This window comes from Microbacterium sp. ZOR0019 (assembly GCF_000800925.1).
GTDB classification, from domain to species: Bacteria; Actinomycetota; Actinomycetes; order Actinomycetales; family Microbacteriaceae; genus Microbacterium; species Microbacterium aurugineum.
Genome location: NZ_JRKC01000009.1, coordinates 82873 through 109209, shown reverse-complemented (window position 1 = coordinate 109209; position 26337 = coordinate 82873). Strand labels below are relative to the sequence as shown.

Sequence of the window (26337 nt, the reverse complement as noted above, 5' to 3'; positions counted from 1 at the left end):
GTGACTGCCGCACGATTCCTCGTCGTCCTCGATGCCGATTCCACCCTCATCCGCAATGAGGTGATCGAACTGCTCGCCGACGAGGCCGGACGGCGCGACGAGGTGCAGGCTGCCACGGAGGCGGCGATGCGCGGCGAGGTCGACTTCGCGACGAGCCTGCGTTCCCGGGTCGCCGCGCTGAAGGGCGTTCCGGTGTCGGCATTCGATCGTGTGCGCGCGCGGATCGAACCCACCCCGGGCGTGCGCGAACTCACCGCCGCCGTCCGCGCCCGCGGCGGTGTCGTCGGCGTCGTCTCCGGAGGCTTCCACGAGATCCTCGACGTGGTGGCGCCCGACCTGGGCGTGGACCGCTGGCGGGCGAACCGGCTCGAGGTGGTCGACGGCTCGCTGTCCGGTCACGTCGACGGAGACATCGTCGACGGGGCGGCGAAGGCGCGCTCCCTCCAGGAGTGGGCGGCCGAGCTCGGGGTCGCGCCACACGCCACGATCGCGATCGGTGACGGTGCCAACGACCTGGCGATGATGGCCGTCGCCGGGCTCGGTCTGGCCTTCAACGCGAAGCCCGCGGTCCGTGAGGCGGCGAGCCTCGTGATCGGCCCGCAGGACCTTTCCGAGGTCATCGCGCTGCTTCCGTAGGAGAACTCCTGGCGATTGTCCGAACCCGCCACTAGCGTCGGCTCATGGACATCATCCTCATTCCCGGACTCTGGCTCGACGCATCCAGCTGGGACGACGTGATCCCGGCGCTGGAGGAGGCAGGTCATCGGGTGCACCCGCTCAGCATGCCCGGACTCGGCGAAGACGCATCCGTCTCCTCCGAGATCGGCATCGCCGAGTGGATCGCTGCCGCCGCCTCCGCCGTCGATGCCGTCGACGGGGACGTCGTGGTCGTCGGGCACAGCGGCGGCGGCAATGTCGCCTGGGGTGTCGCAGACGCTCGCCCCGACCGGGTGCGCCGCGTGATCTTCGTCGACACGGCGCCGCCCGCGGACGGACACGGGATCAGCGAGTTCGACGTCGTCGACGGTGTCGTGCCGTTCCCGGGATGGGATCACTTCCCCGACGAAGACGTCAACGACCTCGATGAGGCCACCCGCGCACGGACCGCACCGCTCACGCACAGCGTCCCTGCACGGGTGCCGACGGACGGCATCGCGCTCCGCGATCCGGCGCGCTACCGTGTGCCGGTGACTCTGCTGATGGGCGACCTCGATCAGTCCGCGTTCGAGAAGGTGATCGAGCAGTGGGGCCCGTTCGCCGACGAGTTCCACGCGATCGAGTCAGCCGAAGTCGTCCGCATCGGATCCGGCCACTGGCCGCAGTTCTCCGTGCCGGAGCGGCTGGGCGGGCTCCTCAACGCCGCGATCGCGCGGTGATGCTCTCGGAATGCGTCAGTGCCCCATCCCGAGACCGCCGTCGACGGGGATGACCGCACCGGAGATGTAGCCGGCATCGTCGCCGGCGAGCCACGTCACCACACCGGCGACCTCGTCCGGCGTGGCGAAACGGGCAGCCGGGATGTTCGCCTTGTACTGCTTCTGCGTCTCCTCCGGGAGCTCCGCGGTCATGTCGGTCTCGATGAACCCGGGAGCGACGACGTTCGCCGTGATGCCGCGAGCACCGAGCTCGCGCGTGATCGAGCGGGCGAAGCCGACCAGTGCGCTCTTGGACGCGGAGTAGTTGACCTGCCCCGCGGAGCCGTACAGACCCACCACGCTGGAGATCAGGATGATCCGGCCGAAGCGAGCCCGAAGCATCCCCTTCGAGGCGCGCTTGACCACGCGGAACGTCCCGCCCAGGTTGGTGGCCACGACGCTGTCGAAGTCGTCCTCGCTCATGCGCAGCAACAACGTGTCCTTCGTGATCCCCGCGTTCGCGACGACGATCTCGATCGGACCGAGCTGCTGCTCCACCTCGGTGAACGCGGCGTCGATCGCTGCGGCGTCGGTCACGTCCGCACGGACCGTGAGGGTGCCTTCAGGGCCCTCGCCGCTGCGCGCGGTGACGGCGACGCGGTATCCCTCGCGCACGAAGCGCTCTGCGATCGCGCGGCCGATGCCGCGATTGCCGCCGGTGACGAGGACGACGCGCTCAGCGCTCATGGGGACACTCCTGATCTGGGCCGGTGGCGCGGGGTTCCGGGCCGTCATCGATCCTACCGATGTTGCCGACGCCGGCCGCGGCACCGCGTTGACAGACACTCTGCATGCTGGGAATCTGAAATCGACGAAAGGCTTCCTCGTGAGCGACAACCGCACCCCCTCTCCCGGAGACGAGACGCCGGACAGCCCGCCGCCACCGCCCGCTCCGCCCGCACCGTCTGCGCCGCCGATCGCTCCGCCCCCGCAGAGCGGTCCCGGCCCCGCACCGTCGTACACGCCCCCTGCGGCACCGTTCCCCGGAACCGCCCCTGCCGCGTCCCCGGTGCCTGGATACGGCCCGCCGCCCCAGCCCGGCTACGCCCCGCCGCCGCAGCCGGGGTACGCCCCACCCGCGCAGCCGGGATACGGCGTCGCTCCGTCGCAACCCGGATGGGGAGCGGCGCCCGTCCAGCCCGGTTACGGCCCTCCTTCAACGCCCGTGTACCCCGTCGTCGTGTCGCGCCCCGCCAGCCCCCTGGCCGTCACCTCGTTGGTCTGCGGCCTCGCCGGCATCGTGCTCTTCTGGGCGGTCATCCCGCTCCTGGCATCCGTCGCGGCGGTCATCACCGGTCACATGGCGCTCGGACAGACCAAGCGCAATCCGGGAATCGGTGGCCGGGGAATGGCGATCGCCGGGCTGATCCTCGGCTATGCGGTGGTGGGCGTGGGCGTGTTCATCCTGGTCAGCACGATCATCAGCTTCCTGTTCCTCGGGGCTTTCAGCCTGCCGTTCATCTTCGCCGGCTGAGTCCCCGAAGGGCATCCGAGGGGTCTGCATCGGCGTAGGCTGGATGCATCGTGAAGAACGCGCGTCAAGTCCCGGCCGTCACCTCACTGCCGCAGTCTCCGCGGGATGAGGCAGACCATCGTGTGCGCCGCTATGCCTTGACGATGACGATCCGCATCGTGTGCTTCGGGCTCATGGTGCTGGTCCAGCCGTACGGGTGGTACACCTGGGTCTTCGGCATCTCCGCCGCTGTCCTGCCCTACATCGCCGTGGTGTTCGCGAACGCCGGGAGCGACAGCACCGAGACCACCGCGGAATCCCCCCTGCGGGAGATCGATGCCCCGCGGCCCACGCCGCTCGACTCCGAACCGTCGGCTCCGCAGATCTTCACGATCCACGAAGGCCCCAAAGAACCATGAACGACTTCGAGTGCTCGCGTGCCGGTTGCCGGAGCGCGGCGACCCGTCAGGTGGTGTGGCGCAATCCCCGTATCCATGCCGCCGATCGCGAGAAGATCTGGTTGGCGTGCGATGCACATGTCGATTTCCTCCGCGATTACCTGGCGGCGCGCGACTTCCCGGTGACCGTTCGTGATGGGGTTCCCGCATGAGCCGGCGCCTGACCCGCTGGACCGTGTACGTGCTCATCGCGATCGGCTTCGCGATCGCTTGCGTCTTCCTCTCGAACTGGCAGTTCGAGAGGAACGAGACGCGCGCCGCGCAGATCGAGCTCGTCGAGCAGAACTACGACGCGGCTCCCGTCCCGCTGTCCGCGGTGATCGGTGAGGATGGTGCACTCGATCCCGACGACGAGTGGCGGCCCGTCACGCTGCAGGGTGAGTATCTGGCCGATCAGGAGCTGCTGGTGCGCAACCGTCCGCACGGCGGGACGAGCGCGTTCGAGGTCTTGGTCCCGTTCCGTGACGCCGATGGGCGCATCTTCATCGTGGACCGCGGCTGGGTGCCTCCGGGCGAGGGCGCTGAGCCGGACTCGGTGCCGTCACCACCGGACGGAGACGTCGAGGTGACCGTGCGTCTGCGCCCGGGCGAGCAGCTTCCCGCCTCGGGACGTGGCGCGCCCGAGGGGCAGGTGCCCACGATCAACCTGCCCTCGATCGCCGAGCAGGTCGACGGCGAGGTGATCACGGGGGCCTATGGTCGGGTGATCAGCGAAGATCCCGCAGGATCCGGGTCTCTGGGAGGCTTCGACTCCCCCACCGATGACCCCGGCCCGCACCTGTCGTACGCGATCCAGTGGATCCTGTTCGCCCTCATGGGATTCATCTTCATCGGGTACATCATCCGCACGGAGATCGTGAAACACCGGGAAGAGGTCGAAGGTGTTCCTGCGCCCGTGAAGAGTCCGCGTCGCCGTGATCACGACGCCGATGTCGAGGATGAGCTGCTCGACGTGCGGTGACCCCGGGGCGGGTGCTCAGTCTTCCCAGGGCATCGGCCGCTCCGGCAGACGCGCGCTGTCATCCGGAAAGCGAGGCAACTCCTCGCCGCCGGCACGGAGACAGAGCCAGCGCAGCTCCCCCGGGCTGTCCGGTCGTGCTCGCCAGGTGCGGGCGACGCCCTGACCGACGCGGATCACGGTTCCGGGTCCGACCTCGACGACGTCGTCGTCGAGACCCATCTGACCGCGCCCACCGAGGAACACGTACACCTCTTCGATCTTCCTGTGCACGTGCCAGTACCCGGCCTCCTCACCCGGTTCGAGCGCGTTCGCCGTCATCCCGATGTACTGCATGGTCAGCTCGTGATCCACGACCCTTCGCCCGTCGCGCGCCCGGGCGGCGTCAAAACCTCCGTGGTGGGCACGCCACTCGTCGAGCGCCCCGATCTCGACCACCTGATAGTCACTCATGCCTTCTCCTCGATGCTCCAACCGGCGTCGGTACGGTCATAGACGATTCGTGTGTGGTGCCGGTCGGGCGCACCCTGCCAGAACTCGACACGGGTCGCGAGGAGCCTCCAGAGGACCCACTCCCCGGGCGCCACACCGGCACGGGCCTCGGCCGAACGCGCCGCGAGGTCGGCTGCGCTCTCCTCGACGGATGCCTCTTGAATCCGCCCGCGGACACGCACGGCACGCAGGACGGGCTGCCACCAGAAGTTCAGCGCGGCCACCGGGTGCGCGTCGAGCTGGGCGGCCTTGCGCGAGGAGCGGGAACCCGCGAAGGCCCATCCGCGCTCATCCACGTCTTTGAGGATCAGCGTCCGGGCGTCGGGCATGCCGTCGAGGTCGAGCGTCGCCAGGGTCATCGCGTGCGGCTCCGGCACTCCCGTCGCGGCCGCCGTCGTGATCCACTTCCGGAAGAGCGGTACCGGGTCATCGGGACGTTCGACGGCTTCACCCGGAGGTACTGCTCCCGTGAGCGAGGGCTGCACGCGCAACCACGCACTCATCTCGGAAGGACGGGATCGCGGCTCAGTCGGCATGCTCCCGACTATGCCATGAGTCGCCGAGTGGATCCGTCATCGACCTGCACAGCAGGGTGAGGGCGGTCAGGCGAGCTCGATGAGGTCCTGGTACTCCTGGCTCCAGATGTCCTCGACGCCGTCGGGCAGGATGAGCACGCGCTCGGGGTTGAGCGACTGCACGGCGCCGGGGTCGTGCGAGACGAGGACCACCGCGCCCTCGTAGTGCGCGAGCGCTCCGAGGATCTCCTCACGTGAGGCGGGGTCGAGGTTGTTGGTCGGCTCATCGAGCAGCAGCAGGTTCGCGGACGACACGACGAGCGTCGCGAGGGACAGGCGGGTCTTCTCCCCACCGGAGAGCACCCCCGCCGGCTTGAGCACATCGTCCCCGGTGAACAGGAAGGAGCCGAGCACCTTGCGCGCTTCGGTCTCGGTGATGTGGGGCGCAGCAGACACCATGTTCTCGAGCACCGAGCGGCTGACGTCGAGATTCTCGTGCTCCTGCGCGTAGTACCCGACCTTCAGTCCGTGACCGGGCTCGAGCTGGCCGGTATCGGGCTGATCGACGCCTGCGAGCATCCGCAGCAGCGTGGTCTTTCCGGCACCGTTGAGGCCGAGCACGACGACCTTGGACCCGCGGTCGATCGCGAGGTCGACATCGGTGAAGATCTCGAGCGAACCGTAGGACTTGGAGAGGCCGCTCGCCATCATCGGGGTCTTGCCGCACGGTGCCGGCTTCGGGAAGCGCAGCTTGGCGACCCGGTCCTCCTGACGGACCTCGTCGAGACCGGCGAGCAGCTTCTCGGCGCGGGCGATCATCTGGTGGGCGGCCGCGGCCTTCGAGGCCTTCGCGCCGAAACGGGCGGCCTGCAGCTGCAGCGTCGTCGCCTTCTTCTCGGCGTTCGCGCGCTCCTTCTTGCGGCGCTCCTCATCGGCCACCCGCTGACGCAGGTAGTTCTTCCAGTTCATGTTGTAGGTGTCGATTATCTGGCGGTTCGCGTCGAGGTAGAACACCCGGTTCACGGTCTCGCCGACCAGTTCGACATCGTGGCTGATCACGATCAGACCACCCTTGTAGCCCTTGAGGAACTCTCGCAGCCACACGACGCTGTCCGCGTCGAGGTGGTTGGTCGGCTCGTCGAGGATCATCGTCTGCGCGTCCGAGAAGAGAATGCGCGCGAGCTCGATGCGACGACGCTGCCCACCGGAAAGCGTCGACAGCGGCTGGTCGAGGATGCGGTCGGGAAGGGAGAGGTTGTTGGCGATCGAAGCCGCCTCCGCCTCCGCCGCATAGCCGCCCTGACCTTCGAACTGCTCGGTCAGACGCGCGTAGCGCTTCATCGCCTTGTCGGCCACGGCGGGATCATCCGATCCCATCGCGAGTGCCGCCTCGGTCATCCCGAGGTTCAGCTGGCCGAGACCACGAGCGTCGAGGATGCGGGTGCGGGCGAGGTCTTCAGGGTTGCCCGAACGGGGGTCCTGCGGCAGGTAGCCGAGCTCGCCCGAGCGGGTCACACTGCCGCCGGACGGCAGGACGTCACCGGCGAGCACCTTGGTGAGCGTCGTCTTCCCGGCCCCGTTGCGGCCGACGAGTCCGATCTTGTCTCCGTCGGCGACACGGAACGAGACGTTCTCCATCAGCAGGCGCGCGCCAACGCGGATCTCGAGGTCGTGCACGGCAAGCACAGCGGACGTCCGTTCTTTCGGGGAGGGTGGTCGGCCGATCGGCCAGCCTCCCAGTATATGCGTCGTAGCCGGGGGCCTCGCTCAGCAAGATCAATCCGGAGAGTGACGCAGGCGATACCGCGGAGGGATGCCCACCGCCGCACCCGCCGCATAACGTGCTCGAGTGGACATCCTCAACGAGCTCATCATGCAGGCCATCGCCTCCCCCTGGCTGTACCTGGTCCTCTTCGCGGTCACGGTCATCGATGGCTTCTTCCCGCCCGTGCCCAGTGAGACCGTGCTCGTCGCCGCGGCGGCCGTCACCGCTTCGACGGGCGAGGGGAATCTCCTGCTCCTCGGTGCGGTCGCGGCGGTCGGTGCCGCGATCGGCGACAACCTCGCTTTCCTGATCGGGCGGGCGATCGGCACCACACGCTTCGCCTGGATGCGGCGCCCCCGGGTCGCCGCCACCTTCGCCTACGCCCAGCATGCACTCGACCGACGCAGCGCCACCCTGATCCTCGGCGCCCGCTACATCCCGGTGGGGCGCGTCGCCGTCAACATGTCCGCCGGCGCTCTCGGCTTCCCCTGGCGGCGGTTCCTCCCGTTGAGCCTGATCGCCGGCACCAGCTGGAGTGTGTTCAGCCTCGCGATCGGCCTGCTCGCCGGTGCCTGGATCAAGGATCAGCCGCTGCTCAGCGCCGGCCTCGGGATCGTCATCGCCCTCGTCGTCGGGCTCGTGATCGACCGGATCGCCGCAGCCCGTCGCCGCCGCGCCCCGGCCGCTCAACTGGCAGGATGACAGTCATGGCACGCCGACGCGAGCGCACACCGCTGCGCCAACGCATCAGCCGCCGCACAGCCACCCTCGTGGCCTTGGGTGCGGCGGCCGCGGCGCTGTACGCCGTCCTGGTGTCGCTGCAGACCGTGTTGTACGGCACACCGCTGCCCCTGTCGTTCATCCTCGGTGCCGCTCTGTGCGCTTCGCCGCTGCTCGCACTCTCCCGCCCGGCGTCGGCCATCGGCCTCTTCACGGCGGCCGCTCTCACCCTGCCCCTCACGGTCGTCACCGAGATCGCGGTCGAGTCCCCGTGGCCGTGGTCCGTCCCCGCACTCCTGACGTTCGTGCTCTTCGTGGGCGTCGTCACCTTCGTCCACGGCGGACGACTCGGCGCGTTCGCCCTGCTCCTCGGTGCGATCGCGTCGCTTCTCGCGCCGGTCATCCGCCCCGACCTGGTGGCGCGGCCGGAGTCCTCGGCGAGTGCCACAGCCGACCTCATCGTCACGACGGCGGTCGCCGCCGCGATGTTCCTCATCGCGGCTCTGGTCGCCGGCCGCGTCCGGGTCGCCGCCGAGCTGACGCGCGAGAAGGAGCACAGTGCGCTCGAGGAAGCCAGGCGCGCCCTCGTCGAGGAGCGCACCCGGATCGCCCGCGAACTGCATGACGTCGTCGCGCACAGCATGTCGGTGATCCAGGTCCAGGCGTCGACCGCGCGGTACCGCATCCCCGAGCTGGGCGACGTGGCGACGGCCGAGTTCGACGACATCGCCGCGACCGCGCGCAGCTCGCTCACCGAGATGCGACGGATGCTCGGTGTCCTCCGAACCGAGGATCAGGGTGCCGAGCTGGCCCCCCAGCAGGGCATCGACGACATCCCTGCCCTGGTCGACAGCATCCGGCGCGCCGGTGTCGAGGTCGGCCTCGTGCTCGAAGGCGGAGACACGACGAACGCCGAACCCGCCGTGCAGATCGCCGCGTTCCGTATCGTCCAGGAAGCACTGAGCAATGCGGTCCGCCACGCGCCCGGCGCAAGGATCGCGGTGCGGTTGCACGCGGACGCTCGCACCGTCCACATCCGTGTGCACAACGCCGCGCCGCCGCACCGTCCTGATGGTCACGGCGGCGGCTACGGCCTGCGTGGCATGCGGGAACGCGCCGAGATCCTCGGCGGGAGCCTCTCCGCCGGCCCCGCGGAGGACGGCGGGTGGGATGTCGACGCCGTCCTCCCCGTCGCCCCCGGCGGCACCGCCTCTTCCCCCGACAAGGAGAATCCGTGACGATCAGCGTGCTCATCGCCGACGACCAGGCCATGGTCCGCGCCGGATTCGCCGCGCTCCTCGATGCCCACGAGGGGATCCGGGTGGCCGGACAGGCATCGACCGGGGCCGAGGCCGTCACCCTCGCAGCACGTCTCGATCCCGACGTGATCCTGATGGACGTGCGCATGCCCGAGCTCGACGGGATCGAGGCGACCCGACGCATCCTCGGCCCGTCGTACCCGGCCGCGCATGTCCCCCGGATCCTCATGCTCACCACCTTCGACATCGACGACTACGTGTACGACGCGCTCGAGGCCGGAGCGAGCGGATTCCTGCTCAAAGACGCGTTGCCCGAAGAGCTCGTCCACGCCGTGCGGGTCGTCGCCGGCGGAGACGCCCTCCTCGCACCGAGCGTGACGCGGCGGATGATCGAGCAGTTCGCCGGCCGCCGCCCCCGCGCGCCACGCTCCGCGACCGCGCTCGCAGAACGCACCGATCGTGAACGCGAGGTGCTCGTCCTGATCGGCAGGGGCCGCTCGAACACCGAGATCGCCGCCGACCTCTTCATCGCCGAGCAGACGGTGAAGACACACGTCGGCAAGGTGCTCGCGAAGCTGAACCTGCGCGATCGCGTGCACGCCGTGATCCTGGCGTACGACACCGGTCTGGTCGAGCCGTCGTCCTGACTCACCCCCTCGTAGGGGGTCGCAACGGCACTCGGGGGTGATGCCGTCGCGGTCACCGCATCCATAGTCTCCGGGGACACCGCTCCCGAGGAGGACTCATGGCCATCGTCCAGACGCCGCACGCCGCCGTTTCCGCGCGTCCCCGGCGCCCAGCCCGCGACACCGGGATCGACTTCGTCCGGGCGCTCTGCGTGCTGGGCGTGGTGCTCCTGCATTCGATCATGGTGGGCGTCACGGTCGCCGACCAGGGCCCTGTCTTCACCAATGCCAGCGACGGCACCGCGTGGATCGCGCCGCTCAGCTGGCTGCTCCAGGTGATGCCTCTCTTCTTCGTGATCGGCGGCTTCTCCGGACTCCTCGCCTACCGGCGGACGCGCGAGCGCGGAGGCACGGCGATCGGATTCATCGCGGGTCGACTGCACCGCCTGCTGCGGCCCGCCGTCTTCACGATCGCGGCCGTCGGGATGGGTCTGGCACTGCTCACGGTCGCCGGGGTCCCCGCCGACCTCATCGCGACCGCGGGATTCCGCTACGGCCAACCCCTCTGGTTCCTCGGCGTGTTCCTGCTCTGCCAGACACTGCTCCCGCTGCTCGCCTCGGCGCACGAGCGGGCTCCGCATCGCACGATCGCTGTGCTGGTCGCGGCGGCGATCACCGTCGATGTGCTGCGCGCCGTGACCGGACTGGAAGGGCTCGGCTTCCTCAACCTCGCCTTCGTCTGGATGGCCCTGCAGCAACTCGGCTTCTTCCTCGCCGACGGACGCATCGACGCGCTCCGCAGGCGCACGCGGGCGGCAGCCGGATTCGGTGCGTTGCTGGTGCTCGTCGCCACGTTCGCGTCCGGCCTCTACTCCTCCGACCTGATCGCGAACATCAATCCGCCGACCGGAGCGCTCCTCCTCGTGGGTGTCGCGCACACGAGCCTGCTGTCCTTGCACCGCGAGCGGCTCGAACGTTTCAGTCGACGGCCCCGCGTCGCAGCCTTCACCGGATTCGTGACCGTCCGCACCATGACGATCTACCTCTGGCACATGCCCGTGCTGCTCGTGATGGCGGGCGTCACCGCGGTCTCCGCGATGGCCGTCGGGGCCACCCTTCCCGCACTCGACAGCGCAGGCTGGTGGGCGGGCCGTCCGCTCTGGCTCGTCACCGCCCTGGCACTCACCGCACTCGCCGCCGTCGCGTTCACTCGGTTCGAGGCACAGCCCGCGCCGCAGGCGACGGCTTCGCGAGCGCGGCTGGTGGTCGGTGTCCTGAGCGGTCTGATCGGCGTCGTGCTGCTCCTGGTGCTCGGCACCTCGGTGGCCACCGCGCTGATCGCCGTCGCACTGCTCCTCAGCGCTCTCCGCCTCTGCTCCCAGGAGAAGACCTCGCCGTCACCGGCAACGGGTGTCCTCGTCCCGGCCTAGAGGTCAACCGATACCCCGGGCCGCCAGCGCGTCACCGACCTCGTCCGCATGACGCAGGGCCAGCACGAGCAGCGGGACGACCGCGCGCACCCCCAACCGCACGCCACGGGCGCGCTCCGCCTCCCGGAGGCGCTCGAGGAACCCGGCCATCACCGGGATCGTCGTGAGGGTGAGTGAGACGGTGAGGGCCGCCGCATCGGGATCCACCCCGAAACGGTGGAGCGGCCGCAGGAAGCGACGGAGCACAGCGAGGAGGTCGGACACTCGCGTCGTGAGCGTCAAGAGACTCGCGAGGAGGAGCACGGCGACGACTCGCCCCGTGTTGACCCAGGCGGCGGAGAGCGAGACGAAGACCGCCAGAGCGACGCCGAGCACGACGACGAGCCAGCGCAGACGCCAGATCTCGACGAACGGCACCCGGAGCGGGAGACCGCCGATGGCGTACAGCGCCACCACGACGGTCAGGGATACGGTGATGCTGAGCGGGTCATGCGGGTACAGCGACAGGACGAGGGATCCGAGCGCCAGGGCCGCCAGCTTGAACGTGACACGAGCCCGATGGAGGATGCCGTCCCCGGGAATGTACAGTGCGATCATGCGCACGCCCGACGGTAGGCCTCGATCACCGTCGCCGGCTCGCCCACGGTACTGACCCGCCCCTCCTCGAACAGCACGACCGCCTCGCAGCGCGCGGCCAGCTCGAGATCGTGCGTCACGACCACCACCTGGGACGGCTGCGCGAGCAGGAGATCGCCGATGCGGCGCGCGTTGCGGAGATCGAGGAGAGTCGTCGGCTCATCGGCCACGATCAACTCGGGCTCGGTGATGAGCACGGAAGCGAGCGCGAGCATCTGCTTCTGTCCGCCGGACAGACTCGACGCCGGGACATCGGCGTGGCGCGCCAGACCATGCGCGTCGAGCGCCGCGCGCACCAGCGCGTCCGCCTCTGCTTTCGGACGCCCGCGCACCGAGAGCGCGAGATCTTCAGCCGGTGTCGGCATGAGGATCTGCACGTCGGGATTGGTGAACACGAACCCCACGTCCGCCCGATCCCGCTGCGGATCGATCCCGTGTACCGACACGTGACCGCGGCTCGGTGCCACCAGCCCGTTCAGAAGCCGCACGAACGTCGACTTCCCCGACCCGTTCGCTCCGATCACGGCGATCGTGGGGGCGCTCAGCTCCAGCGTGACGTCCTCCAGCACGGAGCGACCATCGAACTCCACCGACACCCCGTCGACCGCGATCACTCCGTGTGCGACCTGGGTTCGTCCTGCCATCGTCATCGCTTCCTCCGCTGCCGCGCCAGTGAACCTGAACAGTGTTCACCTGAACGCCGTTCACTATAATGGGCGCATGACCCCCGACCCCAATCCGGCACGACACGATCGAGACAGCGTCGCCCGCAACGCGCTCGAACTCCTGGATGAAGTCGGGCTCGCGGACCTCTCGATGCGGCGCATCGCCGGTCGGCTCGACGTCCAGCCGAGTGCCCTGTACTGGCACTTCGCGAGCAAACAGGAGCTGCTCGCCGAACTCGCCGATCGCATCACGGCGTCGATCCCCCTCCACGGCACCGACGTCTTGGAGACCGCACGCGGGATCCGCGACGCCCTGTTCGCCTATCGCGACGGCGCGGAACTGGTGCTCAGCACCTATGCCCTGCAGCTCGGCTCATCGCACGCCCAGTCTGCGCTGACACAGGCGCTGCGAGCCCAGGGAGCGATCGATGCCGACGAGCGTGGTGCCGCCCTCCTGCACTTCGTCCTCGGCCACGCCACCCTCGTCCAGCAGAGAATGCACGCCGACAGTCACGGAGCACTGCTCCCCACCCCGGAGCCCGATGTCACGGCCGGGCTCGACCGGGTGTTCGACCTCGGTGTCCGCGCCCTCGCCGGCGAACTCAGCGCGCGGGCAACTCCGACGCCTCCCCGAGGCTGAGTCCGGGATCGTCGGCTACCACGGTGAGCGGTGCCGCCCCGTGGAGCGACGACCACGTACGTCTCAGCATCGGTCCAGGGGTCAGCGATCGACGAGCGCGGCGATGCGCTCGACTGCTTCGGTGAGAATCTCCGGACTCGTGCCGAAGTTCAACCGAACGTGCCCGGCGCCTTCGATCCCGAACGCGGGGCCGAAGTGCAGAGCGACTTTGGCGTCCCTCAGGATACGGCGTGCGGGGTTCTCCCCCCATCCCAGGGCGGAGAGGTCGATCCAGGCAAGGTATCCCGCGTCGGGTATGCGATAGCGCGCGCCGGGCAGATGCGAGGCGAGCAGGTCTTCGAGGAGGACGCGATTCTCGTCCAGGGTGCGCAGCAGACCTTCGAGCCACTCATCGCTCTCTTCCGAGAACGCGGCGACGGCAGCCAGGAGCCCGAACTGCCCCGTGCGCCACTCGACTTCCACCGGAAGACCCCGGACGACCGCGGTCGTCTCCTCATCGGCCGTGACCATCAGCGCGCACTTGAGTCCGGCGAGGTTGAACGCCTTGCTGGCGCTGACCACCGCGTATCCGACCCGTCGAGCGGCGTCGCTCGCGGCGAGGAAAGGAGTGAACCCCGTCCCGGGCTGTGCGAGCGGCGCATGGATCTCGTCCGAGATGACCGCGACGCCGAACTCCTCGGCCAGGTCCGCGAGAGCAGCCAGACTCTCCGGAGCATGCACGGTTCCGGTCGGATTGTGCGGATTGCACAGCAGCATCGCCGTCGCGCCGTCTTCGAAGGCGCCGCGGATCCCAGCGAGGTCGAGCTCCCACGCGATCCCCGTATCGCGCAGCGGCACCCTCTCGACCTCGGCACCGGACTCGGCGACCAGGTCGTAGAACGGCGGATACACCGGCGGGGTCACGACGACTCGCTCGCCCGGCTGGGTCACCCGACGCAGGATCTCGACGAGGCCCATGCTGACATCCGCGGTGCTGCGCATGCGGGCGGGATCCGGGGACCACCCGTAGCGGCGCGCCGCGAACGCCGCGAACGACTCGGCGAGGGGTGTCCGGGAGGCCACGTAGCCGGTGTCTCCGACCGCCACCGCGCGCTGCAGCGCAGCCGAGACGGCAGGTGCGAGCGGGAAATCGGTCTCTGCGACGAAGAGCGGAAGCACGTCGGCCGGGTACTCGCGCCACTTCTCGCTGCTGCGCTCACGGAGTTCTGCCAGAGGCAGCGCCTTCACCTGAAGCATTCGTTCTCCCGAGATACGACACACGCCATCGCGGTGTCCTCCGAACCGGCGCGCGTCGATGACGCCGACCGACGGTCCTCCGTGACGGTCAGATCGCGAAGCCGAGAGCGCGCATCATGTCGCGCCCGTCGTCCGTGATCCGCTCCGGACCCCACGGCGGCATCCAGACCCAGTTGATCCGGAAGCGATCGACGACGCTGTCCAGAGCCTGAGCCGTCTGGTCCTCGAGGACATCGGTGAGCGGGCACCCGGCGCTGGTGAGCGTCATGTGGATGACGAGAGCATCGTTCTCGTCATCCCAGGCGAGGTCGTAGATGAGGCCGAGGTCGACGACGTTGATCCCGAGCTCGGGGTCCATGACGTCTTTGAGAGCCTCGGTGACCGCGTCGTACTTCTCGTCCGTGAGGGTCGCTGTCATGCGATCAGCCTACGCCTCGATAGGGGCTGCAGGGTCGAGGAAACGGTCGTATCCCTCGTTCTCCAGCCGGTCGGCAAGCTCCGGGCCGCCCTCTTCCACGATCTTGCCCGCGACGACCACGTGGACGAAGTCGGGACGGATGTAACGGAGGATGCGGGTGTAGTGGGTGATCAGCAGCACGCCGAGCCCGGTGGACTCCTTCGCACGGTTGACACCTTCGGAGACGATCTTCAGCGCGTCGACGTCGAGGCCGGAGTCGGTCTCGTCGAGGACCGCGAACTTCGGCTTGAGCACCTCGAGCTGCAGGATCTCGTGACGCTTCTTCTCACCGCCGGAGAAGCCCTCGTTGACATTGCGCTGCGCGAACTTCGGGTCCATGCGCAGGTTCGACATGGCGGCCTTGACGTCCTTGGTCCACCCGCGGATCGCCGGTGCTTCGCCGTCGAGCGCGGTCTTCGCAGTACGCAGGAAGTTCGTCACCGTGACGCCGGGGATCTCCACCGGGTACTGCATCGCGAGGAACAGTCCTGCGCGAGCGCGCTCGTCGACGCTCATCTCCAGGACGTCCTGGCCGTCGAACGTGATCGAACCGGAGGTCACCGTGTACTTCGGGTGACCTGCGATCGTGTAGGCCAGGGTCGACTTGCCGGAGCCGTTGGGGCCCATGATGGCGTGGGTCTCACCGGTGTTCATGGTGAGGTTGATTCCGTTGAGGATCGGGGTGGTCCCCGCCTCGGTCTCGACCGTCACATGCAGGTCGCGGATCTCGAGAACAGACATTCTTCAGACTTCCTTAATCACAGTCGGATCGATGAGCACGTCGTCGCCGTCGATCTGGACGACGTAGACCGGGACGGGCTCATATGCGGGGAGATTCTGGGGCTTGCCGGTGAGCAACGAGAAGGCCGAGCCGTGCGCCCAGCACTCCACGGTGTCTCCCTCGACGAAGCCCTCGGACAGCGAGATGTCGCCGTGGGTGCAGGTGTCGCCGATGGCGTGGATGACTCCTTCGCCGTCCTTGATCACGGTGATGGGCACACCACCCGGGTCGACGCGCAGAGGCGTGTCCTGCTCGAGGTCGGCGACACCGCAGACGCGTTCGGCGGTCATGCACTCACCTCGGCGAGCTCCGCCTCGATCGCCGCCAGCAACTCGGTCTCGAGAGCGGGGATACCGAGGCGCTGCACGATGTCGGTGAGGAAGCCGAGCACGACGAGTCGTCGCGCTTCTTCTTCCGTGATGCCGCGGGCCTGGAGGTAGAAGAGCTGCTCGTCGTCGAAACGACCGGTGGCGCTGGCGTGGCCCGCACCGAGGATGTCGCCGGTCTCGATCTCGAGGTTCGGGATCGAGTCGGCGCGCGCACCCTCGGTCAGAACCAGGTTGCGGTTCGCCTCGTAGGAGTCGGTGCCCGTGGCGTCCGCACCGATCAGCACATCGCCGATCCAGACGCTGTGGGCGCTCTGCCCCTGCAGCGCCCCCTTGTAGAGGACGTCGCCCTTCGTGTGCGGCCCCTTGTGGTGCAGATACACCTGGCTCTCCAGGTGCTGCCCGGCGTCCGCGTACGAGAGGCCGTAGAGGTAGCCCTCGGAGCCGGCACCGGCGAGCTCGACACTCGGGTTGACCCGCACGACGCCGCCACCGAAGCTGACCACGAAGTGCTTGAGGGTCGCATCCGCGCCCACCCTGGCCTGGTGCGCGGCGGCGTGCACGGCGTCATCGGCCCACTGCTGCAGGCTGATGACGGTGAGCTTCGCCCCGTCGCGGACGATGATCTCGACGTTCTGCGCGTACTGCGCTGAGCCGGTGTGCTGGAGGACGACCGTCGCCGCGCTGTGCTCGAGCGCTTCGATGACGATGTGCGCATCGGCCCGACGCTCAGCGCCCAGACCCGTGATGGCGATGAAGATCGGCTCTGCGACCTCCTCTTCACGCGGGATGCGCACGTGAAGGGCCTCGGAGCTGCCCTGCCAGGCGACGGCGGCCGTGATGTCCTCCGCGAGGAAGACCTCACCACGGGGCTCCGCGCCGACGGCGAGCGGGGCGGCGATGTACTGCTCCCCTGCGCTGTGCGCGTAGCTGACGCCGTCGTTCGGTGACGCGACCTCGAACAGCGGGGTGAGCTGCGCGATCGGGGTGTGCTTCCAGTTGACCTCGCGCCCGGTGGGGGCACCGAAGTCGGAAGGTTCGAAGGAGTGCGGCCGCTCCGAGCGGGTCTGCACCGGGACGAATCCGGCTTCTGCGACCTGGGCCGCGGGGTCGATGTGCGCGTTCGTGTGCTGCGCCTCGGCAGGCGCTGTCGTAGCGGCGGTCACTAGCCGACCGATCCTTCCATGCCCATCTCGATGAGCTTGTTCAGTTCCATCGCGTATTCCATGGGCAGCTCGCGTGCGATCGGCTCGATGAAGCCGCGCACGATCATCGCCATCGCCTCGTCCTCGGGCATTCCGCGCGACTGCAGGTAGAACAGCTGCTCCTCGCTCACCTTCGAGACCGTGGCCTCGTGGCCGAGCTGCACGTCGTCGACACGGATGTCGATCGCCGGGTAGGTGTCGGAGCGCGACTTGGTGTCCACGAGCAGCGCGTCGCACCGCACGGTGTTCGCCGAGTGGTGCGCCGCGGCGTCCACGCGCACCTCGCCGCGGTAGCCGGCACGCCCGCCGCCACGCGCGATCGACTTCGAGACGATCGACGACTGGGTGTACGGCGCCATGTGGATCATCTTCGCGCCCGCGTCCTGGTGCTGACCGGGGCCGGCGAAGGCGACCGAGAGCGTCTCCCCCTTGGCGTGCTCGCCCATCAGGTAGATCGACGGGTACTTCATCGTCACCTTGGAGCCGATGTTGCCGTCGACCCACTCCATGGTCGCGCCCTCGTGCGCCACGGCGCGCTTGGTGACCAGGTTGTAGACGTTGTTCGACCAGTTCTGGATCGTCGTGTAGCGCACGCGGGCGTTCTTCTTCACGATGATCTCGACGACGGCCGAGTGCAGGGAGTCCGACTTGTAGATCGGAGCCGTGCAGCCCTCGATGTAGTGGACGTAGCTGCCCTCGTCGGCGATGATCAGGGTCCGCTCGAACTGGCCCATGTTCTCGGTGTTGATCCGGAAGTACGCCTGCAGCGGGATCTCGACGTGCACGCCCTTGGGGACGTAGACGAAGGAACCGCCCGACCAGACGGCCGTGTTGAGCGCGGCGAACTTGTTGTCACCCGCGGGGATGACGGTGCCGAAGTACTCCTCGAAGAACTCCGGGTGCTCACGCAGAGCCGTGTCGGTGTCCATGAAGATCACGCCCTGCTGCTCCAGGTCCTCGCGGATCTGGTGGTACACGACCTCGGACTCGTACTGAGCGGCGACACCGGCGACCAGGTGCTGACGCTCGGCCTCGGGGATGCCGAGCTTCTCGTAGGTGTCCCGGATCTCGGCCGGAAGGTCTTCCCAGGACTGCGCCTGCTTCTCCGTGGAGCGGACGAAGTACTTGATGTTGTCGAAGTCGATCTCGCTGAGGTCTGCGCCCCACGTCGGCATCGGCTTGCGCCCGAAGAGCTGATAGCCCTTGAGCCGGGTCTTCAGCATCCACTCGGGCTCGTTCTTGAGGGCCGAGATGCCGCGGACGACCTCTTCCGAGATACCGCGTTTCGCGATGGCACCCGCAGCGTCCTCATCGTGCCAGCCGAACTCGTACACCCCCAGACCGTCAAGCTCCGGGCGGTCGATCAGTACATCCGACATCCAACACTCTCCTCACAGGTCCCAAACGGTGTCATCCGCCCCGACACACCTGATCCCCGTCGAGTCTGCGGGAGCGGGTGCCGTTGGTGGGCCCTCATCACCGGCGCTTCCATCGCGCCTAAACTGTTGACGATGCTTCAGCGCGGTCAGCGCTCATCGCAACAATCCGATTCTACAGGTTCCGCCTGACAGACGGGCCATGCCCGCCGCGTCGCGCGCGGTCCGGAGGACTTATGCCCGAGACGATGATCCCCGCCTCCCCGAAGACGGACACGGCCCCGCCGCGTTCAGCGCTGTGGGGCCGTGCGTTGACGGTCTTCGCCTGGCTCTCCTTCCTCAGCGAGACCATCATCATCGGCACCGGTGGCGCCGTGCGCCTCACCGGTTCGGGACTCGGCTGCTCGGATTGGCCGCTGTGCACTCCCGAGTCCCTCGTCCCGGTCTTCGAGGTGCAGGGCATCCACGGCCTGATCGAGTTCGGCAACCGCCTGATGACCGGCGTCGTCGGGATCATCGCGCTCGTGGTCGTGCTCCTGGTCCTGCGTCGGTACAGCGGGAAGCGCGGCCTGGTCCGGGCGTTGTGGTTCGCCGTCGGCGGCATCGTGGGAGCCGTTCTCACCTACTTCCTCGTGACCCTCGTCTCCGGCTTGTCCGGAGCGGAAGAGGCTCCTCTCGCGTTCCCCTTCGCGACGGGTGTCCTCCTCCTCGCGATCATCGCGGCCGCGGTCCACTCGGTGCGCACGACCGCCGCACGACGCGATCTCGTCACTCTGGCCTGGATCGTCCTGGCGGGCGTCGTGGCACAGGCGCTCGTCGGCGGCATCACGGTCCTCACCGGACTCAACCCCTTCATCGTGGGATTCCACTACGCGTCATCACTGCTGCTGGTGTGCGTCACGGCTGCCTTCCTGGTGCGTCTGAAGACCGCGCCGGGGCCGCGCGAGCGCTCGGTGCCGACCTGGTTCGCGATCGTCACCCACCTGACCGGCCTCGTCCTGGCCATGACGATCCTGTTCGGCGTCCTGACGACGGGTTCCGGTCCGCACTCCGGTGACGCCGACGTGCTGCGCCACGGCTTCGATGCGACCGTGCTCGCGCATGTGCACTCCTGGCCGGGATACATCCTCGCCGGCCTGGTGCTGTTCTTGACGATTGCTGCCTGGGTGCTCCGTCTGGAACCCCGGCGCTGGCTGCTCGTGCTGGTCCTCGCGATCCTCGTGCAGGTCGGTGTCGGGGTGTGGCAGGCCCGCGAAGGACTCCCCCCGGTGCTGGTCGGCATCCACATGGTCCTGGCCGCACTCTCGGCCGCGACCTACACGGTGGTCGTGCTGCGCTTGCGGCGTCCGGTCCCTGCGGAAGACTGACGTCGCACAGGCGATGCACAGGCGGCGCATCGCCGACTCATCAGCAGGTCGGCGATGATGGCCGCATGAACAAGTCACTCTCACGAAGCATCGGCTTCTGGCTCCTGCTCGTCGTCTCCCTCGCCGCGACCGCGGTGGGTGGATGGCTGATCTCCGGTCAGATCGCCACGATGACCAGCACGCTGCTCGATGGCACCGCCACCGGCATCGAGGTGTACGTCGGACAGTCGCTCGTCGTCGTGGGCGCCGGCGTGCTCGCCGCCGGTATCGTCGGCATCCTGCTGACGCTCGGACTTGTCGCCGCGCGTTCGCTCGTCCCCGTCCCTGCTCCGGCCGTCGTCGAGGCGATCGACTGGACGGTGGAAGCGGAGGAGCCGTCGACTCCGGTCGCACCCGAGTCCACCGCGGTCCCGACCACCGAGGTTCCCGCGGACGGTGCCCCCGGCACCGTCGAGCCGGCGGCCGACGAGAAGACCGAGGACGACCCCTCCGTCACCCGCTGATCACCCGAGCTGGAACACGACGGGGCGGCACCGAGAGATCGGTGCCGCCCCGTCGTGTTCGAGGAGTGGTCAGAAAGGCAGCAGCGGATCGACCGCGACCGCGACGAAGATCAACGTCAGATAGGTGATCGAAGCGTGGAACACGCGCATCGGGCGAGGCTCGGTACCGCGCACCGCACGGTTGTACAGGCGATGCGACTCGTAGATGAACCATCCGCCGAACACCGCGGCGGAGACCGTGTACACCAGCCCCATGTCCGCGATCGGCACGAGCAGGAGCGAGCAGGCGACCGTGGCCCAGGCGTACAGGATCACCTGGAGGCCGACCTGCGAGGCGTTGCGCGTGACCCCGAGCATCGGGACGTCGACGTCCTCGTAGTCGTCCTTGTACTTCATCGACAGCGGCCAGTAGTGCGGCGGGGTCCACAGGAACACGAGAAGGAAGAGGATGAACGCCGGCCAGTCGAGCGAGCCGGTCACGGCGGACCAGCCGATGAGCACCGGGAAGCACCCGGCGATGCCACCCCAGACGATGTTCTGCTCGGTGCGGCGCTTGAGGATCATCGTGTAGATCACGACGTAGAAGAAGATCGCCGTGGCGGAGAGCGTCGCCGTGAGCCAGTTGGTCGTGACCAGCAGCCAGACGGTCGAGGTGATCGCGAGCGTCCACGAGAAGACGAGTGCGCCGCGCGCACTGACCTCGCCGGTCACCAGCGGCCGATTCTCGGTGCGATGCATGTGCGCATCGATGTCGCGGTCGAGGTACATGTTGAACGCCGCCGCGGAACCGGCGCTGAGGGATCCGCCGATGACGGTGGCCAGCACGAGCCAGAGGTCCGGCAGTCCGCCCTGCGCGAGGAACATCACCGGCACGGTCGACACGAGCAGCAGCTCGAGGACACGCGGCTTGGTGAGCGTCACGTACGCTTTCACCGTGCGACCGATGGACGACTTCCTCACGGTCTGATCAGACATCGTCGAGATCTCGATCGCCTCCTCCGCGCACGTAACCGGACAACCTCTCCAGTGTATGACACGGCGTGACGTCCTCTGCGCCGTCGATCCGCGTAGCACGACAGTCGTCTTCGCTATGCTGAAAGCACTCGCGCGCCCGGCGCTGCGCACTCCCCTCCACCCGTCCCCGCGACGGTGCAGGATGCGCCAGGGAAGTTGCGGATGCGCCAGGGAATACGGGCGCCCTCGAAACTGTCGGAAAGGGCATGAACGTGTCGGAATTGCAGTGGGATGAGATCGATCGACGTGGGGTGGACACCGCCCGGATCCTGGCGGCCGATGCCGTCGAGAAGGTCGGCAACGGGCACCCCGGCACGGCGATGAGCCTCGCTCCGGCCGCGTATCTCCTCTACCAGCGGGTGCTCCGCCACGATCCGACCGACACCGACTGGCTGGGCCGCGACCGCTTCATCCTGTCCGTGGGGCACTCCTCCCTCACCCAGTACGTGCAGCTCTACCTCGGCGGTTTCGGGCTCGAGCTCGACGACCTGAAGGCGCTTCGCACGTGGGGCTCGCTGACCCCCGGACACCCGGAGTACGGGCACACCAAGGGCGTCGAGATCACGACCGGACCTCTCGGCCAAGGACTCGCCTCGGCCGTGGGCTTCGCCTACGCCGCCCGCTACGAACGCGGCCTGTTCGACCCCGAAGCCGCTGCGGGCACGAGTCCGTTCGACCACTTCGTGTACGTGATCGCCGGTGACGGCGACCTGCAGGAGGGCGTCACGAGCGAAGCCTCCTCTCTGGCCGGCCACCAGCAGCTCGGCAATCTGATCGCGATCTACGACTCCAACCAGATCTCGATCGAGGACGACACCAACGTCGCCTTCACCGAAGACGTCGCGAAGCGTTACGAGTCCTACGGCTGGCAGGTCCAGGTCGTCGACTGGAAGAAGACCGGCGAGTACGTCGAAGACGTCGCCGAGCTCAACGCGGCCATCGAGGCGGCTCAGGGCGAGACCTCGAAGCCGTCGCTCATCATCCTCAAGACGATCATCGGCTGGCCCTCGCCCGGCAAGCAGAACTCCGGCAAGATCCACGGCTCCGCCCTGGGTGCCGACGAGCTGGCCGCGACCAAGAAGGTCCTCGGCTTCGACCCCGACCAGAACTTCGTGGTCGCCGACGAGGTCATCGCCCACACGCGCGGTCTCGCCGCTCGCGCCGCCGAGGCACGTGCCGCGTGGCAGGAGTCGTTCGACGCCTGGGCGTCGGCGAACCCGGAGAAGAAGGCCCTGCTCGACCGGCTCGAGGCCCAGGAGCTCCCGGCCGACATCACCGGCGCGCTGCCCGTGTTCGAGTCCGGCAAGGAGGTCTCGACCCGCGCCGCGTCCGGCCAGGTCATCAACGCCCTCGCCGCCGAGCTCCCCGAGCTGTGGGGCGGATCGGCTGACCTCGCCGAATCGAACCTCACGACCATCAAGGATGCGCCGTCGTTCATCCCCACCGAGTGGTCGACCCACGAGTGGTCGGGCAACCCGTACGGACGCGTGCTGCACTTCGGCATCCGCGAGCACGCCATGGGTGCGATCGTGAACGGCATCGTGCTGCACGGCCCGACCCGCGCGTTCGGCGGCACGTTCCTGATCTTCAGCGACTACATGCGGCCCGCGGTTCGCCTCGCGGCGCTCATGGACATCCCGTCCGTCTTCGTCTGGACGCACGACTCGGTCGCCCTCGGCGAGGACGGGCCCACCCACCAGCCGATCGAGCAGCTCGCCACCCTCCGCGCGATCCCGAACTTCACGGTCGTGCGCCCCGCGGACGCGAACGAGACCTCGGCCGCGTGGCTGGAGGTCCTGCGTCGCCACGGGGGCCCCGCCGGCATCGCCCTGACGCGGCAGAACATCCCGGTGTTCGAGCGCGGCGACGGTGCGGCCTCGGGTGATGTGTTCGCCTCCGCGGACAATGCGTCCAAGGGCGCCTACGTGCTGGCGGAAGCACCGAACGGAACGCCAGACGTCATCATCATCGCGACCGGCTCGGAGGTGCAGCTCGCCGTGGGCGCCCGCGAGGCACTGGCCGCGGAAGGTGTGAGCGTCCGCGTCGTCTCCGCTCCTTCGCTGGAGTGGTTCCACGAGCAGGACGAGGCGTACCGTGAGAGCGTGCTCCCGGCTTCCGTCACGGCCCGCGTCTCCGTGGAGGCGGGATCGGTGCTCGGCTGGCGCGAGATCGTCGGCGACCGCGGTCGCTCGATCGGCATCGACCACTTCGGCGCCTCCGCCGATTACAAGACCCTGTTCGAGAAATTCGGGATCACGACCGAGGCCGTCATCGCGGCCGCACGCGAGACCATCGCCGCACACAGCACCAAGGAGAACGCATGAGCACCCCCACCGCACAGCTCGCCGCCGCAGGTGTCAGCATCTGGCTCGACGACCTCTCCCGCACCCGCATCTCCTCCGGCAACCTCGCCGAGCTGATCTCGTCGCGCAACATCGTCGGAGTCACCACGAACCCGACGATCTTCGCGAACGCGATCACGGACAAGAACGACACCTCGTACGACGCGCAGGTGACCGAGCTCGCGGCATCCGGGGCGAGCGCCGAGGAGGCGGTCTTCGCCGCCACCACGCAGGACGTGGCCGCGGCACTCGACGTCTTCCGTCCGGTCTGGGAAGCGTCCGACCACGTCGACGGTCGTGTCTCGATCGAGGTCTCCCCCGACCTCGCCCACGACACCGCGGGCACCGTGGCACAGGCCAAGGAGCTGTGGGCGAAGATCGACCGCCCCAACCTGCTCGTCAAGATCCCGGCGACCAAGGCGGGTCTCCCGGCGATCTCCGAGGCGATCGGCGCCGGGATCAGCGTCAACGTCACGCTGATCTTCAGCCTCGAGCGCTACGCCGAGGTCATCGACGCCTACCTCACCGGACTCGAGACCGCGAAGGCAGCCGGCATCGACCTGTCGACCATCCACTCGGTCGCCTCGTTCTTCGTCTCCCGGGTCGACACCGAGACGGACAAGCGTCTCAGTGCCATCGGGACCGACGCCGCGGAGGCGCTCAAGAGCAAGGCGGGCCTGGCGAACGCCCGCCTCGCCTACGAGCTCTTCGAGCAGAGCTTCGCCGGTGACCGCGCCAAGGCCCTGCTCGATGCCGGAGCCAACCCGCAGCGTCCACTGTGGGCTTCGACGGGCGTCAAGGATCCCGCACTCCCCGACACCCTCTACGTGACCGAGCTCGTCGCTCAGGGCGTCGTCAACACGATGCCGGAGAAGACCCTCGAGGCGACGTTCGACCACGGCGTCGTCACCGGCGACACGATCACGGGCGGCTACGAAGAGGCCCGCGCCGTCTTCGCCGGACTCGCCGAGGTCGGCATCGACTTCACCGATGTCACCCAGGTGCTCGAGGACGAAGGCGTCGCGAAGTTCATCGACTCGTGGCACGATCTGCTGACGCAGGTCGCCGAAGGTCTGGAGTCCCAGCGATGACGTTCTCCATCCACGCATCCGGAGCCGCGCGCGCCGCGATCGATGAGACGGTGCCGAGCCTCGTCCACGATCTCGTCGCTTCCCGCATCACCGGCGGAGATCCCACGCTCTGGGGTACCGCGGCAGAGGCGGAGGCGTCGATCCGGCTCGGATGGGTCGAGGCCGTCTCGGTCTCGCGCCCCCTCGTCGCCGAGATCGTCGCCCTGCGCGACGACCTCCACGCCAAAGGGGTCACGCGGGTGGTCCTGGCGGGCATGGGAGGCTCCTCGCTCGCTCCCGAGGTCATCGCACAGACCGCAGGGGTGCCGCTGACCATCCTCGACTCGACCGCTCCCGGCCAGGTGCTCGCCGCACTCGATGAAGGGCTCGAGGGCACCGTTCTGGTCGTGTCGTCGAAGTCCGGGTCGACGGTCGAGACCGACTCGCAGCGTCGTACCTTCGAGGCCGCTTTCCGCGACCTCGGAATCGATCCCGTGGAACGCATCGTCGTCGTGACCGACCCCGGTTCCCCGCTCGATGCGTCGGCGCGCGAAGCAGGGTACCGCGTCTTCAACGCCGACCCGAACGTCGGAGGGCGCTACTCGGCGCTCACAGCGTTCGGACTGGTGCCGACGGGTCTCGCGGGCGTCGACATCGACGAGCTGCTGAACGAAGCCGAGGCCTCGTCCCTCGAGGTGGCCGTCGACTCCGCCGAGAACCCGGCGCTCCGCCTCGGTGCGGCCATCGCCGCGACGAACCCCCGTCGCGACAAGCTCGGCCTGATCACGGACGGCACGCACATCAAGGGTCTGCCGGACTGGATCGAGCAGCTCATCGCCGAGTCCACCGGCAAGGAAGGTACCGGTATCCTCCCGGTCGTCCTCCTTCCGGTCTCGCCGGAGCTCGACCCGGTGCCCGCCGACCTGCAGATCGTGCGGCTCGTCGACGACGCGAACGAGTTCCACCTGCACGAACGCTACGAGGGCGAGATCCTCGTCAGCGGGACGCTCGGCGCGCAGCTCATCGTCTGGGAGTACGCGACCGCGATCGCAGGCCACCTGCTACACATCAACCCCTTCGATCAGCCCGATGTCGAATCGGCCAAGGTCGCTGCCCGTGGCCTTCTCGACGCACGCCCCGAGCCGACCGCCCCGGCCTTCGCCGAGAACGGCGTCGAGGTGCGCGTGTCCGACCCGGCACTCGCGGCCTCCGGCACCGTCGAGGGCGTCCTGGACGCACTCTGGGCGCAGCTCCCCGCCGACGGCTACGTGTCGATCCAGGCCTACGTCAACCGGCTCGAGGTGCCTCAGCTCCAGGGGCTGCGCGAACTGGTGGCCGCCGACTCCGGACGACCGACCACCTTCGGATGGGGTCCGCGGTTCCTGCACTCGACCGGCCAGTATCACAAGGGCGGTCCCGCGCAGGGGGTGTTCCTGCAGATCCTCGAGCGCACGGACGTCGATCTCGAGATCCCGGATCGTCCCTTCACCTTCGGGCAGCTCATCCAGGCCCAGGCCGCCGGTGACGCCGCCGTGCTCGCCGAGCACGGACGTCCCGTCGTCACGCTGACGATCACCGAGTCCTCGGACGACGTGCTCGCCCTCTTCGAAGCCGCACAGAAGTAACAG

Annotated in this window: 29 protein-coding genes; 16 read left to right on the top strand and 13 right to left on the bottom strand. The window is 68.5% G+C overall.

Going from position 1 to position 26337, the window contains the following annotated elements; translation table 11 throughout:
- Both serB and L978_RS02785 read left to right on the top strand, forming a co-directional pair.
- On the top strand, positions 1 to 636 hold the full coding sequence (gene serB / locus L978_RS02790) for a phosphoserine phosphatase SerB (RefSeq protein WP_047520037.1): 636 nt from the start codon (positions 1 to 3) through the stop codon (positions 634 to 636).
- A 44-nt stretch (positions 637 to 680) separates the two neighbouring features.
- Positions 681 to 1376 carry an alpha/beta fold hydrolase gene (locus L978_RS02785; protein ID WP_047520035.1) on the top strand — a complete coding sequence of 232 codons (696 nt, stop codon included), beginning with the start codon at positions 681 to 683 and terminating at the stop codon, positions 1374 to 1376.
- A gap of 15 nt (positions 1377 to 1391) precedes the next feature.
- On the opposite strand, the gene L978_RS02780 is transcribed toward L978_RS02785, so the two are convergent.
- Positions 1392 to 2102, bottom strand: a complete 711-nt coding sequence (locus L978_RS02780; RefSeq protein WP_047520033.1) for a beta-ketoacyl-ACP reductase — start codon at positions 2100 to 2102, stop codon at positions 1392 to 1394.
- Between the two features lie 139 nt (positions 2103 to 2241).
- On the opposite strand from L978_RS02780, the gene L978_RS19200 reads away from it, so the two are divergent.
- Genes L978_RS19200 through L978_RS02755 form a run of 4 tightly spaced genes read left to right on the top strand, consistent with a single transcriptional unit; the run spans position 2242 to position 4287 of the window.
- A complete protein-coding gene (locus tag L978_RS19200) occupies positions 2242 to 2889 on the top strand; it encodes a DUF4190 domain-containing protein (RefSeq protein WP_156118211.1) in 648 nt (215 codons plus the stop codon).
- 50 nt (positions 2890 to 2939) lie between these two features.
- Positions 2940 to 3287 (top strand): DUF3099 domain-containing protein, encoded by a 348-nt coding sequence (locus tag L978_RS02765; protein ID WP_047520031.1) that lies wholly within the window; start codon positions 2940 to 2942, stop codon positions 3285 to 3287.
- Positions 3284 to 3478, top strand: a complete 195-nt coding sequence (locus L978_RS02760; RefSeq protein ID WP_047520029.1) for a hypothetical protein — start codon at positions 3284 to 3286, stop codon at positions 3476 to 3478. The genes L978_RS02765 and L978_RS02760 overlap by 4 nt, the downstream gene beginning before the upstream one ends.
- Complete coding sequence (locus tag L978_RS02755) at positions 3475 to 4287, top strand: SURF1 family cytochrome oxidase biogenesis protein (RefSeq protein ID WP_047520027.1); 813 nt, start codon at positions 3475 to 3477, stop codon at positions 4285 to 4287. Before L978_RS02760 ends, L978_RS02755 begins: the two co-directional genes overlap by 4 nt.
- 15 nt (positions 4288 to 4302) lie before the next feature.
- On the opposite strand, the gene L978_RS02750 is transcribed toward L978_RS02755, so the two are convergent.
- From L978_RS02750 to L978_RS02740, 3 genes are all read right to left on the bottom strand, one after another.
- Positions 4303 to 4737 (bottom strand): cupin domain-containing protein, encoded by a 435-nt coding sequence (locus L978_RS02750; RefSeq protein WP_047520024.1) that lies wholly within the window; start codon positions 4735 to 4737, stop codon positions 4303 to 4305.
- A complete protein-coding gene (locus tag L978_RS02745; protein WP_047520021.1) occupies positions 4734 to 5312 on the bottom strand; it encodes a pyridoxine/pyridoxamine 5'-phosphate oxidase in 579 nt (192 codons plus the stop codon). Before L978_RS02745 ends, L978_RS02750 begins: the two co-directional genes overlap by 4 nt.
- Before the next feature lie 66 nt (positions 5313 to 5378).
- Positions 5379 to 6977: an ABC-F family ATP-binding cassette domain-containing protein gene (locus L978_RS02740; RefSeq protein ID WP_047520019.1), complete on the bottom strand. Its 1599-nt coding sequence runs from the start codon at positions 6975 to 6977 to the stop codon at positions 5379 to 5381.
- Positions 6978 to 7140: 163 nt separating this feature from the next.
- Between L978_RS02740 and L978_RS02735 the strand changes: the two genes are divergently transcribed.
- The 4 genes from L978_RS02735 to L978_RS02720 all read left to right on the top strand — a co-directional run bounded on the left by L978_RS02735 (position 7141) and on the right by L978_RS02720 (position 11091).
- Positions 7141 to 7758 (top strand): DedA family protein, encoded by a 618-nt coding sequence (locus tag L978_RS02735; protein WP_047520017.1) that lies wholly within the window; start codon positions 7141 to 7143, stop codon positions 7756 to 7758.
- A 5-nt stretch (positions 7759 to 7763) separates the two neighbouring features.
- Positions 7764 to 9014, top strand: a complete 1251-nt coding sequence (locus L978_RS02730; RefSeq protein WP_047520015.1) for a sensor histidine kinase — start codon at positions 7764 to 7766, stop codon at positions 9012 to 9014.
- Positions 9011 to 9682: a response regulator gene (locus L978_RS02725; protein ID WP_047520013.1), complete on the top strand. Its 672-nt coding sequence runs from the start codon at positions 9011 to 9013 to the stop codon at positions 9680 to 9682. The genes L978_RS02730 and L978_RS02725 overlap by 4 nt, the downstream gene beginning before the upstream one ends.
- Before the next feature lie 98 nt (positions 9683 to 9780).
- On the top strand, positions 9781 to 11091 hold the full coding sequence (locus tag L978_RS02720; RefSeq protein ID WP_052193279.1) for an acyltransferase family protein: 1311 nt from the start codon (positions 9781 to 9783) through the stop codon (positions 11089 to 11091).
- Between the two features lie 3 nt (positions 11092 to 11094).
- Here L978_RS02720 and L978_RS02715 read toward each other — a convergent pair whose 3' ends face one another.
- Positions 11095 to 11688: a CbiQ family ECF transporter T component gene (locus L978_RS02715; RefSeq protein ID WP_047520011.1), complete on the bottom strand. Its 594-nt coding sequence runs from the start codon at positions 11686 to 11688 to the stop codon at positions 11095 to 11097.
- Positions 11685 to 12371: an energy-coupling factor ABC transporter ATP-binding protein gene (locus L978_RS02710; RefSeq protein WP_052193286.1), complete on the bottom strand. Its 687-nt coding sequence runs from the start codon at positions 12369 to 12371 to the stop codon at positions 11685 to 11687. The genes L978_RS02715 and L978_RS02710 overlap by 4 nt, the downstream gene beginning before the upstream one ends.
- A gap of 76 nt (positions 12372 to 12447) precedes the next feature.
- Between L978_RS02710 and L978_RS02705 the strand changes: the two genes are divergently transcribed.
- Complete coding sequence (locus L978_RS02705) at positions 12448 to 13032, top strand: TetR family transcriptional regulator (protein ID WP_052193278.1); 585 nt, start codon at positions 12448 to 12450, stop codon at positions 13030 to 13032.
- An 81-nt stretch (positions 13033 to 13113) separates the two neighbouring features.
- On the opposite strand, the gene L978_RS02700 is transcribed toward L978_RS02705, so the two are convergent.
- From L978_RS02700 to sufB, 6 genes are all read right to left on the bottom strand, one after another.
- Positions 13114 to 14268, bottom strand: a complete 1155-nt coding sequence (locus L978_RS02700) for a MalY/PatB family protein (protein WP_047520009.1) — start codon at positions 14266 to 14268, stop codon at positions 13114 to 13116.
- Between the two features lie 88 nt (positions 14269 to 14356).
- Positions 14357 to 14686 carry a metal-sulfur cluster assembly factor gene (locus L978_RS02695; RefSeq protein WP_021200756.1) on the bottom strand — a complete coding sequence of 110 codons (330 nt, stop codon included), beginning with the start codon at positions 14684 to 14686 and terminating at the stop codon, positions 14357 to 14359.
- 9 nt (positions 14687 to 14695) lie between these two features.
- The gene (sufC, locus tag L978_RS02690) at positions 14696 to 15466 is read right to left on the bottom strand and encodes a Fe-S cluster assembly ATPase SufC (RefSeq protein ID WP_047520007.1); all 771 of its coding nucleotides are present in this window, start codon (positions 15464 to 15466) and stop codon (positions 14696 to 14698) included.
- 3 nt (positions 15467 to 15469) lie between these two features.
- On the bottom strand, positions 15470 to 15796 hold the full coding sequence (locus tag L978_RS02685; RefSeq protein WP_047520005.1) for a non-heme iron oxygenase ferredoxin subunit: 327 nt from the start codon (positions 15794 to 15796) through the stop codon (positions 15470 to 15472).
- Positions 15793 to 16998, bottom strand: a complete 1206-nt coding sequence (gene sufD, locus L978_RS02680; RefSeq protein WP_047520003.1) for a Fe-S cluster assembly protein SufD — start codon at positions 16996 to 16998, stop codon at positions 15793 to 15795. Before sufD ends, L978_RS02685 begins: the two co-directional genes overlap by 4 nt.
- Positions 16998 to 18416, bottom strand: a complete 1419-nt coding sequence (sufB, locus tag L978_RS02675) for a Fe-S cluster assembly protein SufB (protein WP_047520001.1) — start codon at positions 18414 to 18416, stop codon at positions 16998 to 17000. The genes sufD and sufB overlap by 1 nt, the downstream gene beginning before the upstream one ends.
- Positions 18417 to 18661: 245 nt before the next feature.
- Between sufB and L978_RS02670 the strand changes: the two genes are divergently transcribed.
- Together L978_RS02670 and L978_RS02665 are read left to right on the top strand one after the other, a co-directional pair.
- Complete coding sequence (locus L978_RS02670) at positions 18662 to 19780, top strand: COX15/CtaA family protein (protein WP_227991640.1); 1119 nt, start codon at positions 18662 to 18664, stop codon at positions 19778 to 19780.
- Between the two features lie 65 nt (positions 19781 to 19845).
- Positions 19846 to 20283, top strand: coding sequence for a hypothetical protein (locus tag L978_RS02665; RefSeq protein WP_047519998.1), 438 nt, complete (start codon positions 19846 to 19848; stop codon positions 20281 to 20283).
- A 69-nt stretch (positions 20284 to 20352) separates the two neighbouring features.
- Here L978_RS02665 and L978_RS02660 read toward each other — a convergent pair whose 3' ends face one another.
- Complete coding sequence (locus tag L978_RS02660; RefSeq protein WP_047519996.1) at positions 20353 to 21258, bottom strand: heme o synthase; 906 nt, start codon at positions 21256 to 21258, stop codon at positions 20353 to 20355.
- A 251-nt stretch (positions 21259 to 21509) separates the two neighbouring features.
- Between L978_RS02660 and tkt the strand changes: the two genes are divergently transcribed.
- Genes tkt through L978_RS02645 form a run of 3 tightly spaced genes read left to right on the top strand, consistent with a single transcriptional unit; the run spans position 21510 to position 26334 of the window.
- Positions 21510 to 23621 (top strand): transketolase, encoded by a 2112-nt coding sequence (gene tkt, locus L978_RS02655; protein ID WP_047520138.1) that lies wholly within the window; start codon positions 21510 to 21512, stop codon positions 23619 to 23621.
- Positions 23618 to 24730 carry a transaldolase gene (tal, locus tag L978_RS02650; protein WP_047519994.1) on the top strand — a complete coding sequence of 371 codons (1113 nt, stop codon included), beginning with the start codon at positions 23618 to 23620 and terminating at the stop codon, positions 24728 to 24730. The genes tkt and tal overlap by 4 nt, the downstream gene beginning before the upstream one ends.
- On the top strand, positions 24727 to 26334 hold the full coding sequence (locus L978_RS02645; protein WP_047519992.1) for a glucose-6-phosphate isomerase: 1608 nt from the start codon (positions 24727 to 24729) through the stop codon (positions 26332 to 26334). The genes tal and L978_RS02645 overlap by 4 nt, the downstream gene beginning before the upstream one ends.
- Positions 26335 to 26337 lie beyond the last annotated feature (3 nt).

Bases quoted from the DNA above. Each gene is read 5' to 3' on its own strand.
- L978_RS02785 (WP_047520035.1), top strand. From the start codon at position 681: ATGGACATCATCCTCATTCCCGGACTCTGGCTCGACGCATCCAGCTGG.
- L978_RS02780 (WP_047520033.1), bottom strand. From the start codon at position 2,102: ATGAGCGCTGAGCGCGTCGTCCTCGTCACCGGCGGCAATCGCGGCATC.
- L978_RS02760 (WP_047520029.1), top strand. From the start codon at position 3,284: ATGAACGACTTCGAGTGCTCGCGTGCCGGTTGCCGGAGCGCGGCGACC.
- L978_RS02755 (WP_047520027.1), top strand. From the start codon at position 3,475: ATGAGCCGGCGCCTGACCCGCTGGACCGTGTACGTGCTCATCGCGATC.
- L978_RS02750 (WP_047520024.1), bottom strand. From the start codon at position 4,737: ATGAGTGACTATCAGGTGGTCGAGATCGGGGCGCTCGACGAGTGGCGT.
- L978_RS02745 (WP_047520021.1), bottom strand. From the start codon at position 5,312: ATGCCGACTGAGCCGCGATCCCGTCCTTCCGAGATGAGTGCGTGGTTG.
- L978_RS02730 (WP_047520015.1), top strand. From the start codon at position 7,764: ATGGCACGCCGACGCGAGCGCACACCGCTGCGCCAACGCATCAGCCGC.
- L978_RS02720 (WP_052193279.1), top strand. From the start codon at position 9,781: ATGGCCATCGTCCAGACGCCGCACGCCGCCGTTTCCGCGCGTCCCCGG.
- L978_RS02715 (WP_047520011.1), bottom strand. From the start codon at position 11,688: ATGATCGCACTGTACATTCCCGGGGACGGCATCCTCCATCGGGCTCGT.
- L978_RS02710 (WP_052193286.1), bottom strand. From the start codon at position 12,371: ATGGCAGGACGAACCCAGGTCGCACACGGAGTGATCGCGGTCGACGGG.
- L978_RS02705 (WP_052193278.1), top strand. From the start codon at position 12,448: ATGACCCCCGACCCCAATCCGGCACGACACGATCGAGACAGCGTCGCC.
- L978_RS02700 (WP_047520009.1), bottom strand. From the start codon at position 14,268: ATGCTTCAGGTGAAGGCGCTGCCTCTGGCAGAACTCCGTGAGCGCAGC.
- L978_RS02695 (WP_021200756.1), bottom strand. From the start codon at position 14,686: ATGACAGCGACCCTCACGGACGAGAAGTACGACGCGGTCACCGAGGCT.
- sufC (WP_047520007.1), bottom strand. From the start codon at position 15,466: ATGTCTGTTCTCGAGATCCGCGACCTGCATGTGACGGTCGAGACCGAG.
- L978_RS02685 (WP_047520005.1), bottom strand. From the start codon at position 15,796: ATGACCGCCGAACGCGTCTGCGGTGTCGCCGACCTCGAGCAGGACACG.
- sufB (WP_047520001.1), bottom strand. From the start codon at position 18,416: ATGTCGGATGTACTGATCGACCGCCCGGAGCTTGACGGTCTGGGGGTG.
- L978_RS02670 (WP_227991640.1), top strand. From the start codon at position 18,662: ATGATCCCCGCCTCCCCGAAGACGGACACGGCCCCGCCGCGTTCAGCG.
- L978_RS02665 (WP_047519998.1), top strand. From the start codon at position 19,846: ATGAACAAGTCACTCTCACGAAGCATCGGCTTCTGGCTCCTGCTCGTC.
- L978_RS02660 (WP_047519996.1), bottom strand. From the start codon at position 21,258: ATGTCTGATCAGACCGTGAGGAAGTCGTCCATCGGTCGCACGGTGAAA.
- tal (WP_047519994.1), top strand. From the start codon at position 23,618: ATGAGCACCCCCACCGCACAGCTCGCCGCCGCAGGTGTCAGCATCTGG.
- L978_RS02645 (WP_047519992.1), top strand. From the start codon at position 24,727: ATGACGTTCTCCATCCACGCATCCGGAGCCGCGCGCGCCGCGATCGAT.